14 protein-coding genes are annotated in these 16,254 nt (G+C 36.7%); 3 read left to right on the top strand and 11 right to left on the bottom strand.

Going from position 1 to position 16,254, the window contains the following annotated elements; genetic code table 11:
• Positions 1-87: 87 nt before the first annotated feature.
• Positions 88-1,761 carry a glutamine--tRNA ligase/YqeY domain fusion protein gene (locus KYG33_RS08855; RefSeq protein WP_077418321.1) on the top strand — a complete coding sequence of 558 codons (1,674 nt, stop codon included), beginning with the start codon at positions 88-90 and terminating at the stop codon, positions 1,759-1,761.
• 83 nt (positions 1,762-1,844) lie between these two features.
• Here the strand turns inward: KYG33_RS08855 and KYG33_RS08850 are convergent, their stop codons facing one another.
• Both KYG33_RS08850 and KYG33_RS08845 read right to left on the bottom strand, forming a co-directional pair.
• Entirely contained in the window at positions 1,845-3,785 is a 1,941-nt protein-coding gene (locus KYG33_RS08850; protein ID WP_219073093.1) for an oleate hydratase, read from the bottom strand.
• An 89-nt stretch (positions 3,786-3,874) separates the two neighbouring features.
• Entirely contained in the window at positions 3,875-4,753 is an 879-nt protein-coding gene (locus KYG33_RS08845) for a helix-turn-helix domain-containing protein (protein ID WP_219073092.1), read from the bottom strand.
• 303 nt (positions 4,754-5,056) lie between these two features.
• On the opposite strand from KYG33_RS08845, the gene KYG33_RS08840 reads away from it, so the two are divergent.
• The gene (locus tag KYG33_RS08840; RefSeq protein ID WP_077418327.1) at positions 5,057-6,238 is read left to right on the top strand and encodes an MFS transporter; all 1,182 of its coding nucleotides are present in this window, start codon (positions 5,057-5,059) and stop codon (positions 6,236-6,238) included.
• A gap of 83 nt (positions 6,239-6,321) precedes the next feature.
• On the opposite strand, the gene KYG33_RS08835 is transcribed toward KYG33_RS08840, so the two are convergent.
• Positions 6,322-7,287 carry a YpdA family putative bacillithiol disulfide reductase gene (locus KYG33_RS08835; RefSeq protein ID WP_180564334.1) on the bottom strand — a complete coding sequence of 322 codons (966 nt, stop codon included), beginning with the start codon at positions 7,285-7,287 and terminating at the stop codon, positions 6,322-6,324.
• A 131-nt stretch (positions 7,288-7,418) separates the two neighbouring features.
• On the opposite strand from KYG33_RS08835, the gene KYG33_RS08830 reads away from it, so the two are divergent.
• Positions 7,419-8,060, top strand: a complete 642-nt coding sequence (locus KYG33_RS08830; protein WP_219073091.1) for a hypothetical protein — start codon at positions 7,419-7,421, stop codon at positions 8,058-8,060.
• A gap of 64 nt (positions 8,061-8,124) precedes the next feature.
• Here KYG33_RS08830 and KYG33_RS08825 read toward each other — a convergent pair whose 3' ends face one another.
• The 8 genes from KYG33_RS08825 to KYG33_RS08790 all read right to left on the bottom strand — a co-directional run bounded on the left by KYG33_RS08825 (position 8,125) and on the right by KYG33_RS08790 (position 16,211).
• On the bottom strand, positions 8,125-9,414 hold the full coding sequence (locus tag KYG33_RS08825) for a glycosyl transferase family 1 (RefSeq protein ID WP_077418333.1): 1,290 nt from the start codon (positions 9,412-9,414) through the stop codon (positions 8,125-8,127).
• 53 nt (positions 9,415-9,467) lie between these two features.
• On the bottom strand, positions 9,468-9,650 hold the full coding sequence (locus KYG33_RS22570; RefSeq protein WP_317169714.1) for a GIY-YIG nuclease family protein: 183 nt from the start codon (positions 9,648-9,650) through the stop codon (positions 9,468-9,470).
• 176 nt (positions 9,651-9,826) lie between these two features.
• Positions 9,827-12,367: a YfhO family protein gene (locus KYG33_RS08815; RefSeq protein WP_219073090.1), complete on the bottom strand. Its 2,541-nt coding sequence runs from the start codon at positions 12,365-12,367 to the stop codon at positions 9,827-9,829.
• Positions 12,368-12,398: 31 nt separating this feature from the next.
• Positions 12,399-12,629 carry a hypothetical protein gene (locus KYG33_RS08810; RefSeq protein WP_219073089.1) on the bottom strand — a complete coding sequence of 77 codons (231 nt, stop codon included), beginning with the start codon at positions 12,627-12,629 and terminating at the stop codon, positions 12,399-12,401.
• A gap of 58 nt (positions 12,630-12,687) precedes the next feature.
• The gene (locus KYG33_RS08805; RefSeq protein WP_077418337.1) at positions 12,688-13,737 is read right to left on the bottom strand and encodes a DUF6263 family protein; all 1,050 of its coding nucleotides are present in this window, start codon (positions 13,735-13,737) and stop codon (positions 12,688-12,690) included.
• A gap of 12 nt (positions 13,738-13,749) precedes the next feature.
• Positions 13,750-14,871, bottom strand: a complete 1,122-nt coding sequence (locus tag KYG33_RS08800) for a serine hydrolase domain-containing protein (protein WP_180564331.1) — start codon at positions 14,869-14,871, stop codon at positions 13,750-13,752.
• A gap of 2 nt (positions 14,872-14,873) precedes the next feature.
• Positions 14,874-15,623: a 23S rRNA (guanosine(2251)-2'-O)-methyltransferase RlmB gene (gene rlmB / locus KYG33_RS08795; RefSeq protein ID WP_077418341.1), complete on the bottom strand. Its 750-nt coding sequence runs from the start codon at positions 15,621-15,623 to the stop codon at positions 14,874-14,876.
• 114 nt (positions 15,624-15,737) lie between these two features.
• Positions 15,738-16,211, bottom strand: a complete 474-nt coding sequence (locus KYG33_RS08790; RefSeq protein WP_047387497.1) for a DinB family protein — start codon at positions 16,209-16,211, stop codon at positions 15,738-15,740.
• Positions 16,212-16,254: the final 43 nt, after the last annotated feature.

The raw sequence follows: 16,254 nt of genomic DNA, 5'->3' as shown, positions 1-16,254 counted from the left end.
TAAGGCTTTTAAATTATCACTTTTACAAAAGCTTATTTTTCCGTAACTTTGTAAAACTTTTTTAGCTAAAAAATAAAAGCTACTTTAATGGAAGAAGAAAAAAAATCACTCAATTTCATTGAGCAAATTATTGAAGATGATATGGCAAACGGTCTGAAAAAAGATCAGATTCGTTTCCGTTTTCCACCTGAACCGAATGGTTATCTGCATGTAGGGCACACAAAAGCGATCTGCATCAACTTCGGCCTGGGTGAAAAATACAACGCTCCCGTAAACCTTCGTTTCGACGATACGAACCCTGAAAAAGAAGAACAGGAATTCGTAGATTCTATTATGAAAGATGTTGAATGGCTAGGTTTCAAATGGGATAAAGTTTTGTACGCATCCGATTACTTCCAGCAGCTTTACGATTGGGCAGTTCAGTTAATTAAAGAAGGCAAAGCTTATGTAGATGAGCAGGCATCTGAAGTGATTACTGAGCAAAGAAAAAATCCTGCAGAGCCAGGAATTGAATCTCCATACAGAAACCGTCCTGTTGAAGAATCGTTAGATTTATTCGAAAGGATGAAAAACGGAGAATTTGAAAGTGGTTCAATGTCTCTTCGTGCAAAAATCGACATGGTTTCGCCAAACATGAATATGCGTGACCCTGTGATGTACAGAATTTTGAATAAACCTCACCACAGAACAGGTACAGCCTGGAAAATTTATCCAATGTACGATTGGGCTCATGGTGAATCTGATTATATTGAACAAGTTTCACATTCACTTTGTTCTTTGGAGTTCGAAAATCACAGACCGCTATACAACTGGTATTTGGATCAGGTTTACGAAGAAGGAAGGGTTAAAAACAAGCAGAGAGAATTTGCAAGGATGAACGTTTCCTATATGATTACTTCCAAAAGAAAGCTGCAGAGATTGGTAGCGGAAGGAGCGGTAACCGGATGGGATGACCCTAGAATGCCTACCATTTCAGGAATGAGAAGAAAAGGATTTACTCCAACTTCCATCAGAAACTTTATTGATAAAGTAGGGGTTGCGAAAAGAGAAAATCTTATCGAGATCCAGTTGCTTGACTTCTGTGTACGTGAAGACCTGAATAAGGTTGCGAAACGTGTGATGGCCGTTGTAGATCCAGTAAAATTAGTGATCGAAAACTACCCTGAAGATAAAGAAGAATGGTTAGAGACTGAAAATAATCCTGAGCAGGAAAATGCGGGAACAAGAGAAGTTCCTTTCTCAAGAGAGTTATACATTGAGCGTGAAGACTTCAAAGAAGAAGCTAACAATAAATTCTTCAGACTGAAATTAGGCGGAGAAGTTCGTTTGAAATCAGCTTACATCATTAAAGCTGAAAGAGTAGAGAAAGATGAAAATGGAGAAATCACTACCATCTATGCTACTTATGATGAGAAGAGTAAGTCTGGAAGCGGTACAGAAGAAAGTTTAAGAAAAGTAAAAGGAACTCTGCACTGGGTATCTGCAAAACATGCGATTCCTGTAGAAGTAAGAATCTATAATCACTTGTTTACTGTGGAACAGCCTGATGCTGAGAAAGATGTTGATTTCCTGAACTTTATCAACCCTGAATCTATGGCTATCGTGAAAGGTTTCGCTGAGCCAAGTCTGAAAGATGTAGCTGTTGGTGAACCTCTTCAGTTCCAGAGAATAGGATACTTTACAAAAGATCAGGATTCTACAGATGAAGCTATGGTATTTAACCGTACAGTAACACTGAAAGATTCTTTTAAACCTGAATAATTTTAAGGAATAGATAATAAAAAAGCAGGACTTAATCTAAGTCCTGCTTTTTTATTGCGTTAAGTAGTGTAAGTGTTAAGATATTAGCCCTTCACGCCTTTTACCCATTCCTGGAATCTACCTACCTGTTCCATGATGAAAGATTCATGTTCTTCTTTCTCTTCAGGACGGTTGACCAGAATATGTTCAAAATAAGTTCCTTTCAATACTTTTCTTATGATACCTTCTCCTAAGAAAGGTTTGTAGTCATTCAGAGCCTGAGTAGCTTTTAACAAATGTCGGATATCATACTGTAACGGATTGATATCCGGAACCTGTTTGTTAAGGTTAAGAAGGTTGTAAACGGCTATTCTTGCTGTTCTTACAGAACTTTCCATAGTGAAAACCACATCATTATTGGTCTCTACAAACTGCCCTACAAGGCCTAAGTTGGTACATCCTTCAGGAACTACTCTCGGACGGTCTCCCTGCGCTCTTGGCATAAACATGGAAGTGATGTAAGGCATGAATGCAGTACGAACAATTGTGTTTTCTATGACATTATCCAGTTGGTCTGTCATTCCTAAGTGGTAACATAGTTCGGCAAGAATCTCGTTTCCGGTACATTGAGGTATTGTTTTTTTGATATAATTACCTTCTTTATCCATCAGTAAGGCATATACCCATACCACCAATATATCATCCGGCTGGGTAGGGAAGTGAGGCTGTCTGTTGCAGGTAAAACTCATTACCCAATTGGAGTCTGTAATGGTAATAATACCTCCTGTAGCAGTTCTTCCGGAATAAGGGTCATTTACACAGAGCTCTTTTAATTTCTCTGTGAAGGCAGAAGGGCGACATGTTAATGTTGCAGATTCCCAGGAAGATTTTTCAATATGGCTGCAGAATTTTTCAGGTTTCCCGAATACTTCAGATTTCGCAGCGAGATTTTTCCACAGTTTCCATCCTACGCTTTGTCCTGCACTGCTGTTGTCTATTGTAACTTCAGGAACGGTATTGTTATCTCCGTAGAAAGTACTTTCAGTCATAGATCCGGTGGTCACAATAACATAATCATCTTTACCGATCGGTATTCTTACTTCCTCTCCGTTTTGTTCCGTAATAATTCCTTCTACTGTTTTTCCTTCCGTATTGATATGGATGTCAAGATCTTTTACCAGCGTATTGAATTGGATTTGTACTCCTTTTTCTACCAGGAAGTTTTTCAGTGGAGTTACGTAAGTGTCATATTGGTTGTATTTAGGGAACACAAGACATGAAAAGTCTTTCATTCCGTCAATCGCGTGAAGAAATCTGTGCATATACAGTTTCAGTTCCAGTAAGCTGTGCCAGTTTTCAAAGGCAAACATAGAGCGCCAGAAGAACCAGAAGTTACTGTTCAGAAAGGATTCTGCAAAATAATCTTCAATCGTAAGATCATCAAGTTCTTCTTTTTTCTTCAACAGTAGTTTTACAATGGCCAGTTGATCCTTTTTCTCAAGTCCGAATTTGCTGAAATCCTTGATCTGTCCCTGGTTATGAATTAATCTTGCTTTAGAATAATTCGGGTCATTGTCATTGATTAGACGGTATTCGTCCAGTACACTGTACGGTGCAGGCAATTCCAGAGCAGGAACATCCTGAAACATATCCCATAGATTTTCATAGGTCATGTCCATTTCCCTTCCGCCACGGATGATATAGCCGTCTTTTGCGTTACCGGCTCCATCCAGAGATCCACCTTCAACATTAAGCTGGTCAAGGAAAATAATGTTTTTGCCGGGAACACGTCCGTCACGGATGAAATAGTAAGCAGCCGACATACCGGCAATTCCGCTTCCTACAATATAGATTTTGCTGTTTTCGTAAGACTGTAAAGGAATTCCTTTATTACGTTGATAATTTCCAATCTGGTCGGAGAAAGGCATCGTTTTTTCAGGAGTGTTAATCTGAACTTCTTTACTTGAATCCGGTTCGTGATTTACTTTTCCAAACTGGTCAGAGGCATTTAAAACGTTGTCGAATTTTGAATTGATCGTACTCATCTTTTATTGTTTTTAATTAACAGTATAAAGGTACCTCTATTCACAAAGCGACATATATCCTCAAGTTCAGAATTATTATCCCCAAATTCTCATGACTGAATATTTTCTTTATTTCTGTACTCTGAAGGAGAGAGAGCAGTATGCTTTTTGAAAAAACGTCCGAACGCAGATGCCGAATTAAACTGAAGGTCAAATGCTATCTCTGAAATAGTAATATCCGGATTCCCAAGCATAACGTAAGCTTCTTTCAACAAGGTTTCATCAATAACCTCATGAGGTGTTTTTCCACTTGCTTTTTTAATGATTTCTATAAGATGTTTATTGGAAACATGCAGCTGATCCGCATAAAACTGAACTGTTCGCTGCTGCCTGATATTTTCTCTGATAAGTTTGCTGAATTTCAGATAAAGGTCTTTTTTTCCATCCTCTTTTCCCGGAGTTGAAGAATTTTCCTGTTCCATGATCTCAGCCGTTTCCAGCAGCAGGTGAAAAATAATGGTCCGGATAATCTCTTCTGTAAATTTACCCTGCTTTCTCGATTTTTTTTCAAGATCATCCAGAAGATTCTGGAGTAATGAAGAATTTTTTGAAGTGGTTTTTACAACACTGTAAGAACCTTTGGAGAAAAGATTCATTTTTTCAATGATAAAGGGATTGGAAATATTTTTAATCAGAAAATTCTTGTCGAAGAACAGCAGTTTCATGATAAAATCATCACTGGTTTTTCCAAATTTTACAATTGTAGAAGGAGCAGCTATAAGAAAACTGTGTGCATCTACTTTATATTTCTGACGATCTATCTCAATATTGATTTCTCCGGCAGTACAGATGCACAGTGCATAATAATCCATTCTGAAAGGAGCTTTAGGAAATTCAAAAATGGGTTTTCCGGAGGAAATATAGTAAGATTGCCGGCAGTCAATACTGTAAAAGGATAGTGTATCATGTAAATTCTCGTAGGTTACCATTCTTAGTATTGATTGAATTTTTATTGTGTTTTTAAGTGACTTTAGTCTAAAAATCCCTGTTGTTACTGCAATTTACGGTTTTTATAAATGAATTTTAGTTTTAAATAGTAAAAAAAAAAGCTTTTTTTAGGATACAGCTGATAGTCTGTTTTTATGGATGTTATTTATAAAAAAGGGTTTTAAATAAAGGCTTTTGGGTTATTTTTATCTAATTTTGCTCTTTCAAATTTTCCCCAAAATATTATTGTGAGATTAATTAACGTTTATACGAGTTCTTTCAAAGGACTCTCGCAGGAGAGTTGGATGCTGGCGTTGGTAATGCTCATCAACAGGGCCGGTTCTATGGTACTTCCGTTTCTGGGAGTTTATATGACCAATCATTTACATTTCAGTATTGAAAATTCAGGAATTGTTCTGAGCTTTTTTGGAATAGGCTCGGTAATTGGTTCGTGGCTGGGAGGTATGATCACAGATAAAATTGGCGAATACAGGGTACAGAGTCTGAGTTTACTCCTCAGTGTTCCATTATTTTGTTTAATTCCGCTTTTTACAACTGAAGCTGGTCTGGCCGGGATTATTTTGGCTCAGAGTATTGTAAGTGAAACATTCCGTCCGGCAAATTCGGTGGCAATCACCAAATATGCGAAACCTGAAAATATCACTAGGGCTTTTTCACTGAACCGTATGGCTGTAAATCTTGGGTTTTCTATCGGGCCTGCATTAGGAGGTATTTTATCTGCTATTTCTTATGAATTTCTGTTTTTCAGTAATGCGCTGGCTGCTTTGCTGGCAGGGCTGATGTATATATGGTTCTTTAAAGGCCGCGCAAGATTGGCCAAACAAAAGGCGAAAAAGGTAAAAGAAGCAATTGTCATTAAAAAAGAGAATTCTCCGTACCGGGATGGTAAATTTTTGGTATACTGTGTATTCTGTATGCTGTTTTCAATATGTTTCTTCCAGTTGTTCAGTACACTGACAATATTTTATAAAGATACCGCACATATGAGTCAGCAAAATATCGGCTATATTCTTGGATACAGTGGTTTTCTGATTGTATTGCTTGAGATGGGTCTTGTACAGATTGCTGAAAAATATTTTACTTTAGCTTTTACCATGCTTATCGGGACTTTCCTGTGTGGAGTTTCCTATGCAATGCTGGCTTTCGATTATAGTATGGTTACCCTTGTGCTGTCTATGACATTACTTTGTGTAGGAGAAATATGGACACTTCCTTTTATGTCAACCATTACAGCATTGCGTTCAGGAGAGAATAATAAAGGTGCTTACATGGGATTGAACGGGATGTCATTTTCTATAGCATTCATTATTACACCTTATATAGGAACACTCATTGCTGAAAAATTAGGATTCAATGTACTTTGGATTGGAACAGGGGTGCTGGCTGCAGCTATTGCCATCGGTTTTTACTTTATCATTCCATGGCTGCTTAAGGATAAAAATAAAGCAGAAGGAGAAATGATGTAAGTATTGAATCAGTTTAAAAAAAAGCTTCGGGCAATTTCTACGAAATTGCCCGAAGCTTTTTAGTATATATGAGTTGTTTAATATTAAGATCTGGAAAGAATGGTATTGATAATCATATGAGCATGAATTCTCGAGTTTTCAATGAACCAGAGGTGAGTATCTTTTCCACCGCATACAACTCCTGCAAGATAAAGGTTGGGAATATTGGTTTCCATAGTTTCAAGATTATAGAACGGGTTCAGGCAGTCTCCATTGAGTTCAATACCCGAATTTCTCAGAAAATCAAAATCAGGAAGATAACCCGTCATCGCCAGCACAAAATCATTGTCAATTTCATGAATTTCTCCGTTTTCATCTTTAAAAACAACAGTATTATCTTTAATTTCGATCATTTCGGCATTAAAATGGGCTTTAATACTGCCTTCTGTAATTCTGTTTTCTATATCCGGTTTCACCCAATATTTTACACTTTTTGAAATCTCGGAATGACGAATAATCATCGTTACTTCAGCACCTTTTCTATAGGTTTCCAGGGCTGCATCCACCGCAGAATTACTTGATCCTACAACAACAATTTTCTGTTTTGCATAAGGATATGGTTCAGTATAGTAATGCTTGACCTTTGGAAGATTTTCGCCGGGAATATTCATAAGGTTGGGAATATCATAGAATCCGGTAGCAATCACCAGATTTTTAGCATGATAGGTTGCTTTGGTTGTTTTTATCTCAAACAGCTCATTGCTCTTGGAAACACCCAGTACTTTTTCATACAGATTGATGTTAAGTTTTTTTTGTCTGGCAATTCCCTGATAATATTCCAATGCCTCCTGTCTTCCTGGTTTGGGAGCTGTCGAAATAAATGGAATTTCGTCAATTTCCAGTTTTTCTGCAGTAGAGAAAAAACGCATATATAAAGGATAGTTGTACAGAGAGTTGACAATGGTTCCTTTTTCTATGATTAAATGACTAAGATTATTTTTTTGAGCTTCAAGGGCACAGTTTAAACCGATGGGTCCGGCCCCGATAATGAGAATATCCAACATTTCCATCTAACAAATGTACGATGTAATTTTTAAAATGAGAAGCGATAACCCAGCAGCTCTCATAGTCTTTATCTCTTTAAATCATTTACCGCTTGGCATCAGTTTTGGTGTTTTTTACCAATAGCAAAATTTATAATATGAAAAAAATACTTATTCCATTGGTTGTTTTGGTTCTGGTTGTAGCCTGTAAAAAAGAGGCAGGAAAATCTGTTCCCAATGTGGTTGATTCCATCGCACAAAATAAAACAGACAGTGCAGGTACCGTTCAGAATATTGCTGATAAAGAAGCTGTGTTGAAACAGACCAATGATGAGGTTTTGAAGGCTCTGAAAAATAAGGACTATACCAGTTTTGCTGCCTTGATCCACCCTGAAAAAGGAATCCGTTTTTCAATGTATGCTTTTATGGATATAAAGGGAGATAAACATTTTTCTAAAGCAGATTTTGAAAAATATCAGCCTACTAAAACACTATTTACCTGGGGAGCACATGACGGTTCAGGAGATCCTTATAAGACAACGGTCAATGATTATCTTGGTAAATGGGTCTTTTCTAAAGATTTTACAGCATCCCAATATTCACTGAATAAATTCATAGGAGGAGGTAATTCCCTGAATAATTTAAAGGAAATTTATCCTAAACATGACTTCACCGAAAACTATATCAAAGGAACCGAAAAAAATGGCGAAATGGATTGGAAAACACTCCGCTTTGTATTTGAAGAATTTCAGGAGAAATATTATCTGATTGCAGTGGTGAATGATCAGTGGACGATTTAAAAATTAGAAGTTAGAAGCCGGTATTTTACTTCCAGCATCCAGCTTCTAACTTCCTTTCTTTGTATTATAAAATTTCAGTCAGTTGGCGGGTTAGGTTTTTTCTTGAGAACTGCTCAATATGCTGAGTGTTTTCGAGAAGATTTCCGTTTTTCCAAAGGATAAATTTTTCAAGAATAAATTTCTTGATAATTTCTGTATCCTGATAACTGAAATGTTTTCCTGCCTGGGTTTCTTCCAGAATTTTTGCAACATCAGCTTTGTCCGGCCCGAATGAAAGAATCTGTTTTCCTGAAGCCAGATATTCAAATATTTTTCCGGGAATGATTCCTTTTGAAGATTCATTTGGGAAATTGGTGATAAGAAGCAGATCTGAATTCTGCATTTCCTCCACCGCTTTTCCATGGGCAAGATATCCAAGGTTCTGAATATGATTTTTCAGACTTGAATTTTCGATAGACTGCAGGATTTTATCATCTATTCTGCCTACAAATTTCAATGTAAAATCAGCTGCAAATTCAGCATTTTCCTTCACCAGTTCATCAAGTGCTTTCCAAAGATTCTCAGGGTTTCTGAGTTGCTCTAAAACACCAATATAACTTAGAGTAAACTGATCTTTACTATTCTGTCCTTTTACTTTACTATCCGAATCACTTTCATCAAATCCGTTCGTAATACAAACAGCATTAGCTCCTGCTTTTCTGAAGTTTTCCGCATCAGTATAGCTTGTAGCCAAAGTGATGTCAGCATTTTTAAATACGGCACTTTCAAGCTGACGGTGTTTCTGATCCGAACTTTTAGTTAGTTTCAGATGTTTGTAATAAGAAATTTCTGTCCATGGGTCGCGGAAATCAGCGATCCATTTCAGACTCGGTATATTATTTTTAAGTCCTAAACCAATCAGGTGAAGCGAGTGGGGAGGACCCGAAGTTACAATCGTATCTATTTTATTTTCTTTCAGGTATTTCTCCAGAAATTTAATGGAAGGTTTTACCCAAAAAACTCTGGCATCAGGAATGAAAAAATTACCTCTCACCCAGATCGAAAGTCTGGATTTCCAGCTTTGATTTTTTCCTACATCAAACTGTCCTGCTTTAAATTTTTTATTGCTTTTATTCAGCTTTTCAGCCAGCTGGTAAGGTTCCCATATCTTGGTTCTTACCATCTCAATATTTTCAGGAACATCTTTCATCAGGGTTTCATCCAGTAATGGATAACTTGGATTTTCCGGAGTATAAATGATAGGTTTCCATCCGAAATCCGGCAGATATTTTGCAAACTTCAGCCATCTTTGAACACCAGGACCTCCCGCAGGAGGCCAGTAATAGGTGATAATCAATATTTTCTTCTGTTCCATTTTTTAATTGATGTCTATGTCATTCTGAATGAAGCGGAGCGCAGTGAAGAATCTCACTCTATCTCTTCATTGAGAAATTTCCAATCCGGATTGAATTCTTTAATTAAGTTTTCTTTCTTTTGACTGGTCCAGCCTTTTATTTGCTTTTCCCTTATTATTGCTGTCTCAATGTCATCAAAATGTTCAAAATATATTAAATAAAAACAATTATATTTTGATGTGAAATTTTTTTCAATAGCTTCTGGATTTTTATGCCAGTATAATCTTTTCTGTAAATCGTTGGTTATAATACTGTCTTTGTTTTATTAGTCAGTATATAGACATAGTAATTATGTGTACCTAACGTTTTCATTTGGGATTCTTCATTACGCTATGCTTCATTCAGAATGACATTGTGCAATATTATATTGTTTTAAGCTTTTTGTTCAGCTAAAATTTCTTTTTTCTTATTCTTGTTCATCCAGAAAATTCCAAATGCAGACAACAGGATGAATAATCCGAATGATAGTAGAGAAAGCCATTTCCCTTTTTCAATTACTTCAGGCTCAAATACCATTCTGATGTGGTGGTTTCCTGCAGGAACATGTACTGCACGAAGTAAGTAATCTGCTTTGATGTACGGAACTTCTTTCTCATCCACCAATACTTTCCAGCCATGAGGGTAATATACTTCAGAGAATACTGCTAATTGCGGAGTCTTCGACTGAGATTTAAATTCAAGTTCGTTAGGCTGGTATTTCGTAAGATTGATAAATGCAGCAGGATCTGCCTGAACCGGTTTGTTGTCAAAATAGGATTTATCAGATGATGCAATAACTGCTGTTTTCTTATTGTCGATAGTCCCGATGGATTTAATTTCCTGATTAGGAGAATCTACAAACTTTAAATCACTTACAAACCATGCATTTCCATTGGCTTTTGGATTAGGAACAACCTGTGGCTGCTCAGGTCCTCCGAAAACCATGTACTTGGCATTTAATAAGTTTAAGATATTAGGTGTTTTTATACTGTCTACATTATTGATGTATTCATTCAGAACATCATCATATCTTCTTAGTTTTACGGCGTGATAACCACCAATTGAAGCTTTAAAATAAGAGGTATTGGTCTCACTTGTCACACCCAGGGTCTGGTTGTAAATTCTGTAGTGAGTTTTGTCTTTTTCAGCGATTGTTTCCAATGTTTTGTTAATATTGACATTGGATAAAATGGATTCCAGATTAGGATTCCCCTGAACTTTTTCAGCCAGCAGATCTGAACTTTCTGTTTGGAAAGGATTTTCAGCAAATATTTTATCTACGTAGTTTTCGTCATTTAAATAACGTTTGTTTACGGTCCATAGATCAAATAAGCTTACTACTCCAATTACTACCAAAGCAATATTCTGATTAAGCTTTTTCTTTAAGGTTAAGAATAAGGCAGCAGCAGTAATCGCTACATAAATAAATGCCTTTATGGCATCTATTCTGAATAGTTTATATCTTTCATCTACAAGATAATCCAGTAGGAAAGGAGGAAAATAAGTTTTTTCGCCTTCTGTAGAAAACCCTAATAATGATTTTCCGAAGATCAAAAGAATTAATAAAAATCCTAAAGTTCCACCTCCAACATACATAAGAATTTTCTGCTTGTATTCTTCAGTCAGCTCTTCGTCTGTGAAGAATCTGTATAATCCCAAAATGGCAATCAAAGGGAATAATAATTCTACAACTACCAGGATTGAAGAAGGGGCTCTGAATTTATTATAAAACGGAACATAATCAATAAAGAAGTCAGATAATGGCATAAAGTTACTTCCCCAAGCCAGTAAAATAGTCAGGATAGAAGCACCTAAGATCCAGTAACGGTATTTTTTTCTGGCAAAGAAGAATCCTAAAAAAGCAAGGAAACATACAATGGCTCCCTGATAAGCAGGTCCTGAAGTTCCCGGCTGATCTCCCCAGTAGGTCATTCCGCTGAAGCCTTTTGAAATTCTGTCCATTTCAGCCTGTGAACCAACATTTTCCTGAACCAGTTCCTGAACTCTGTTCATCATTTCTTTTCCTTCCGGCTCCTGGCTTCCGCCACCCATCAATCTTGGGATGAAAAGGTTTAAAGTTTCAAGCTGTCCATAGCTCCACATCAGCATACTTTCTTTATCCATTCCGGATTTTCCTGAAGTATGGCTGTCATTATTTAAGATCTGCTTTCCACGAACTGTTTCTTTTACATACTCAGAATTGGCCATGATTCTTTGTGAATTCATTCCAACTCCGATAATGCATGATGCTGCAATAATTCCTGATGAAATAAGGAAATGCTTCATCGGTGTCTTTTTCAGTATTGCTCTGATCAGTTCAGACAAGAATAAAAATCCTAGTGCAAGGAACAGATAATACGTCATCTGCGGGTGATTGGCTGCAATCTGAAGTCCCATAAAAAGGGTAGTAACAATGAACCCCCAGATGTATTGTTTTCTGATATAAACCAGTAAAATTCCGGCTAACAGCGGTGCAAAATACTCAATGGTGTTTACTTTACCATTGTGCCCGGCTGCAATAATGATATAAAAATAGGTTGAAAGTCCGAAGAAAGTGGCCCCTAAGAGCGCATACTTCCAGTTTCTGACTACTACCATTCCCAAAAGGAAAAAACCTGCAAACAGCAGGAAGAGATAATTAACCGGCCTTGGCAGGAAATTCAGATTGCTGTCGATTTTCTTGATGATGTCACCTTTGAACTGGCTTCCCATCTGATAAGTCGGCATTCCCCCAAACATGGAGTCACTCCAATAGGTTTCATTTCCGGTATTCGCTCTATAGTCGAGCAGTTCTTTTGCTCCTCCTCTGTATTGCACAATATCGTGCTGGAAAAGTTGTTTTCCTGTAAATACAGGAGTAGAATATAAAAATGCTAAAACTATAAATACTACTAATGAAGCTGCAATATAAATGAAGTTTTTATTTTTTGCCATGCTGGTTATTATCTTTTATTTCTTGGAATGTTTACCTTTTGTCCTTACTCTCTTTCACCTCTTCAAAGTCTACAGTTTCTGCATCCCAGTTAAGGTTCTGTTTGTTATTCTTATTCGAGTCTTGTAGATCCTGCTGTCCGTTGTTTTGATTATTGTTATTAAAACGGTAACTATAAAATGTCTTAAAGAAAATCCTTTTCAGAATATTCCAGACAAAGAAAATAATAATGGCAGTGAGTACTAACTCAAGAATGTACTTCATAATGTTAAAATTTAAAGTTCAGGGTTTAAATAATAAACCCTGAATGCATTTAATTCAGTTATTTAGCAGATGGGTTTACCATTACCGATGAATTGGAAACGCTTTTCATAGACTGAGATTGTTTTCCATCTGAAATGGTTTCTATCTGTGTCGTTTTTACGTTGATATTCTGGTTGGTAATCCATCCTGTGCTTTCGTCAAACTTAATGGTTCCGTTCTGAACCAGTTCACTGCTCAGGCTGTGTGTAATAGGTCCCTGAGCTTTCTTTTCAGTCTTCTTAGGAATACCTCCGGTAACGGCAATTTCTGCTGATCCGTTTCCTAAACTTTTCATTACATAATTGGAAGTTACTTTTACAGCCCCACTTGCATCTGCATTTTCAGAAGTAGACCATTTTTCACCAATTTTTACTCCTTTTTTAGGAATAATCATCAGGTTTTTATGGAACTGATCTTTTAATACCTTTTCATTGAATGATTCTTTAAGACTTGCCACAACACTCGCTTTTTGATTGGCATCTTTGATAAGAGTCCCTACTGCATTGGAAACTTTTGTATAAACAGCATCAAATCCTGTAATAGAGATTACATTCCCTTTTGTATCCATTTTCATGGCAAGTTTGTTTCCGGTAAGTGCTTTGTTTACATTCCAGATCATTTTAAGATCATCCTCTTTAGGAAGAGCAAGCTTGGTATCTACCACTACTGTTTTTCCCTGTGCAGACTGAGAATTTCTTTTCGCTACAAGATTAAGGGTCATTTCGTATACATCTCCTTTAATATCATTGACTACAAAGTTCATTTCATCCGTAGATTCACTGGTTGCAGTGATAGATTTTCCCTGAGGATCCGTCATTGTTTTTACATCCCTCTGATAAGTGGTAAGAGGATAAGTTTTCCCTTTTTCAAGCTTAAAAGTCTGTTTGATAACTCCCGCAGAATCTTTGATTGCCGGATTTTCTGCAACTTTTGCCACAGAATCAGCAGGAACTTCTACGGTTACCGTTTTTCCGGTTTTAGGATCTACTTTCGTTATTTTTGCCGTTTCTTTTTTACAAGATACAAGAGCTATTGATGATATAAGCGCAAGCGCTGCAATGTTCTTCATTTGATTTTAACTTTATTTTTTACTACTATTTCTTATTATATTTTCTGCAATATCATACAGTTTCCCCTGAGATTCTCCATCTGACTCATTAGACAGTATAACAACTCCCATATTTTTTGATGGATAGACCTGAAGTACGCTTGAAAAACCAAATGTACCTCCGGTATGAAAAACCATTTGAGTTCCGTCTTCATAGGTATGTACCCTCCAGTACAGTCCGATTCCATCCCCATCACTTTTTACAAGAGGAGTATGGGATATTTTCACATATTTATTGCTTTCATCCAAATGGTACTGCATGTATTTCACGAGATCTCCTGTTGTAGAAAGAATTCCGCCTGCAGGAGCCATAATTGTTGTGAAATTTCTGGGCATTACCTTTCCTTTTTCATTATAGCGAGTCAATAGCTGTGCAGAATTCGTACCAACAATGGTTTGGTTCATTTTCAGAGGCTTTGTAATATACTCTGAAAGCAGATCTTTATAGCTTTTCTGATATACTTTTTCCAGGATATCTCCTGCGATCTGTGTTCCTACATTGGAATATTTATAGTTTGTTCCGGGTACAAAATCTACTTTAGCCTGATGAAGATCTTCATAAAACTTCTTTTTCGAGTAGTTTTTATAAAAATCAGCTAATGCTATGGCAACAGAGTCCATCGGTTTTTTGAATGTTTCAGACTGATCCGGTAAGAACTGTGGTAATCCTGATGAATGATTGGTAAGATTACCGACCGTTATTGGGTGTTTTTCAAATTCAAGATTAGGATAATTCCCGCTAAGATATTTCCGGATATCATCATCTATTTTAATTTTACCGTCTGCTAAAGCATGGGCCAGAAGTGTTCCGGTAAAAGTCTTGGTGATGGATGCGATCTCGTAAACACTTTTGGAGGTCGGAAGTTCTGATTTTCCGATTTCCGTGGTTCCATAATTATAAAAATAACTTTTACCATCTTTGAAAATACCTATTGAGAGCCCTACACGTGCAGGATTCTGCATATAAGTGAGCGCTTCCTTCTGAACAATTTTATCAAGTTCAGTGGTAAGGTGGTTGTCAGTTGTTGTATTTTTTGTCTGTGCATTCAATGCAAATGGTACAAAAAATAATGGTAAAAGCAATTTTATTTTCATGTTTAAGGATTGGGTATAGCAGTCATTTTCTGTCTTACCGCTTCATACAAAATCGCTCCACATGCTACAGAAACATTCAGAGATTGAGTTTTCCCTTCAATAGGAAGTTTTATTTTTTCGTCAGCATGATGCAGAACCTCTTTAGAAATTCCGGTTTCTTCATTCCCCATAACAATAGCACATGGCTCTGTAAGGTTGACATCATAAATTAATTTCTGAGCTTTTTCACTGGCTGCATACACAGAAATTCCGCTTTGCTGAAGGAAATCCACAGCATGAGCCAGGTTGTTTTCTTTACATATTTTAATATTGTAAATAGCACCTGCAGAGGTTTTTATAGCATCAGAATTAATAGGAGCTGCACCCTTTTCCGGAATGATTATAGCATCAACACCTACACATTCTGCCGTTCTGCAGATAGCACCAAAGTTTCTTACATCAGTAAGTCTGTCCAGAATTAAAAGAAAAGGAGTTTTTCCCTGCTCAAATAATTGTGGAACAATATCCTCCACTTTATGAAACGGTACATCCGAAATAAAAGCAACCACACCTTGGTGGTTTTTTCTTGTAAAACGGTTCAGTTTTTCAACCGGAACATAATTGGGACGGATTTTATTTTTCGCTAAAATTGCTTTTAGTTCAGCATAAATAGGACCTTGAAGTGCATTTTGCACAAAGACCTTGTCAATCGTTTTTCCCGCTTCAATTGCTTCAATCACGGGACGCAGCCCGAAAATAAAATCGTCTTTCATTGAAAATTTATTATATAGTTATAGAGTGAATTGTCAATCGTGAATTTTACGTTGTAAGTCAATTTTGGTGTGTAAATATTCACATTTAACCATTGACTTGCGCAGCAAGATTTACTATCTTCCTTTCTCTCCTAAAATTGCTCTTTTCTGCGCCATCACATATCCGTAGTGAAGGCTTTCATGCATGTTGTTGAAGATAATGGCATCCTGAATGCTTTTCAGATCCATCCCAAAACTTGTCGTGTAAGGAGTGTAGTCTGAGAAGAAATCACTGTCATAATCCTTCATTAAAATCTTCGAAGTTTCCGTAAGTAAAAACTCTAAATCTTCTACTTCCGACTTCTGAACATTTAAATTCGGTAAAGTTCCTTTTTTGTAAGTTTCGATCCAATATTTGTCAATACGGAAAGGATTTCCGCTTAGGTAATAATGCAAAAGCTGCTGTGTAGCAACAGTATGAGCAATATTCCAGTAAATATTATTGTTGAAACCATCCGGAATAAGAATCAGATCTTCATGGGATGTGTTCTGAAGGACGTCTAAAAGGTTCTTTCTTACCTGTCTGTGCGCTTGAAAATGATAATTCATTTTGCGAAATTTTTAATCACCAAAAATAGTTTAATAAACTGGA

The organism is Chryseobacterium sp. D764 (assembly GCF_019317325.1).
GTDB lineage: Bacteria > Bacteroidota > Bacteroidia > Flavobacteriales > Weeksellaceae > Chryseobacterium.
The sequence above is the reverse complement of the archived record's forward strand: the minus strand, read 5'-3'. Positions and strand labels throughout refer to the sequence as shown.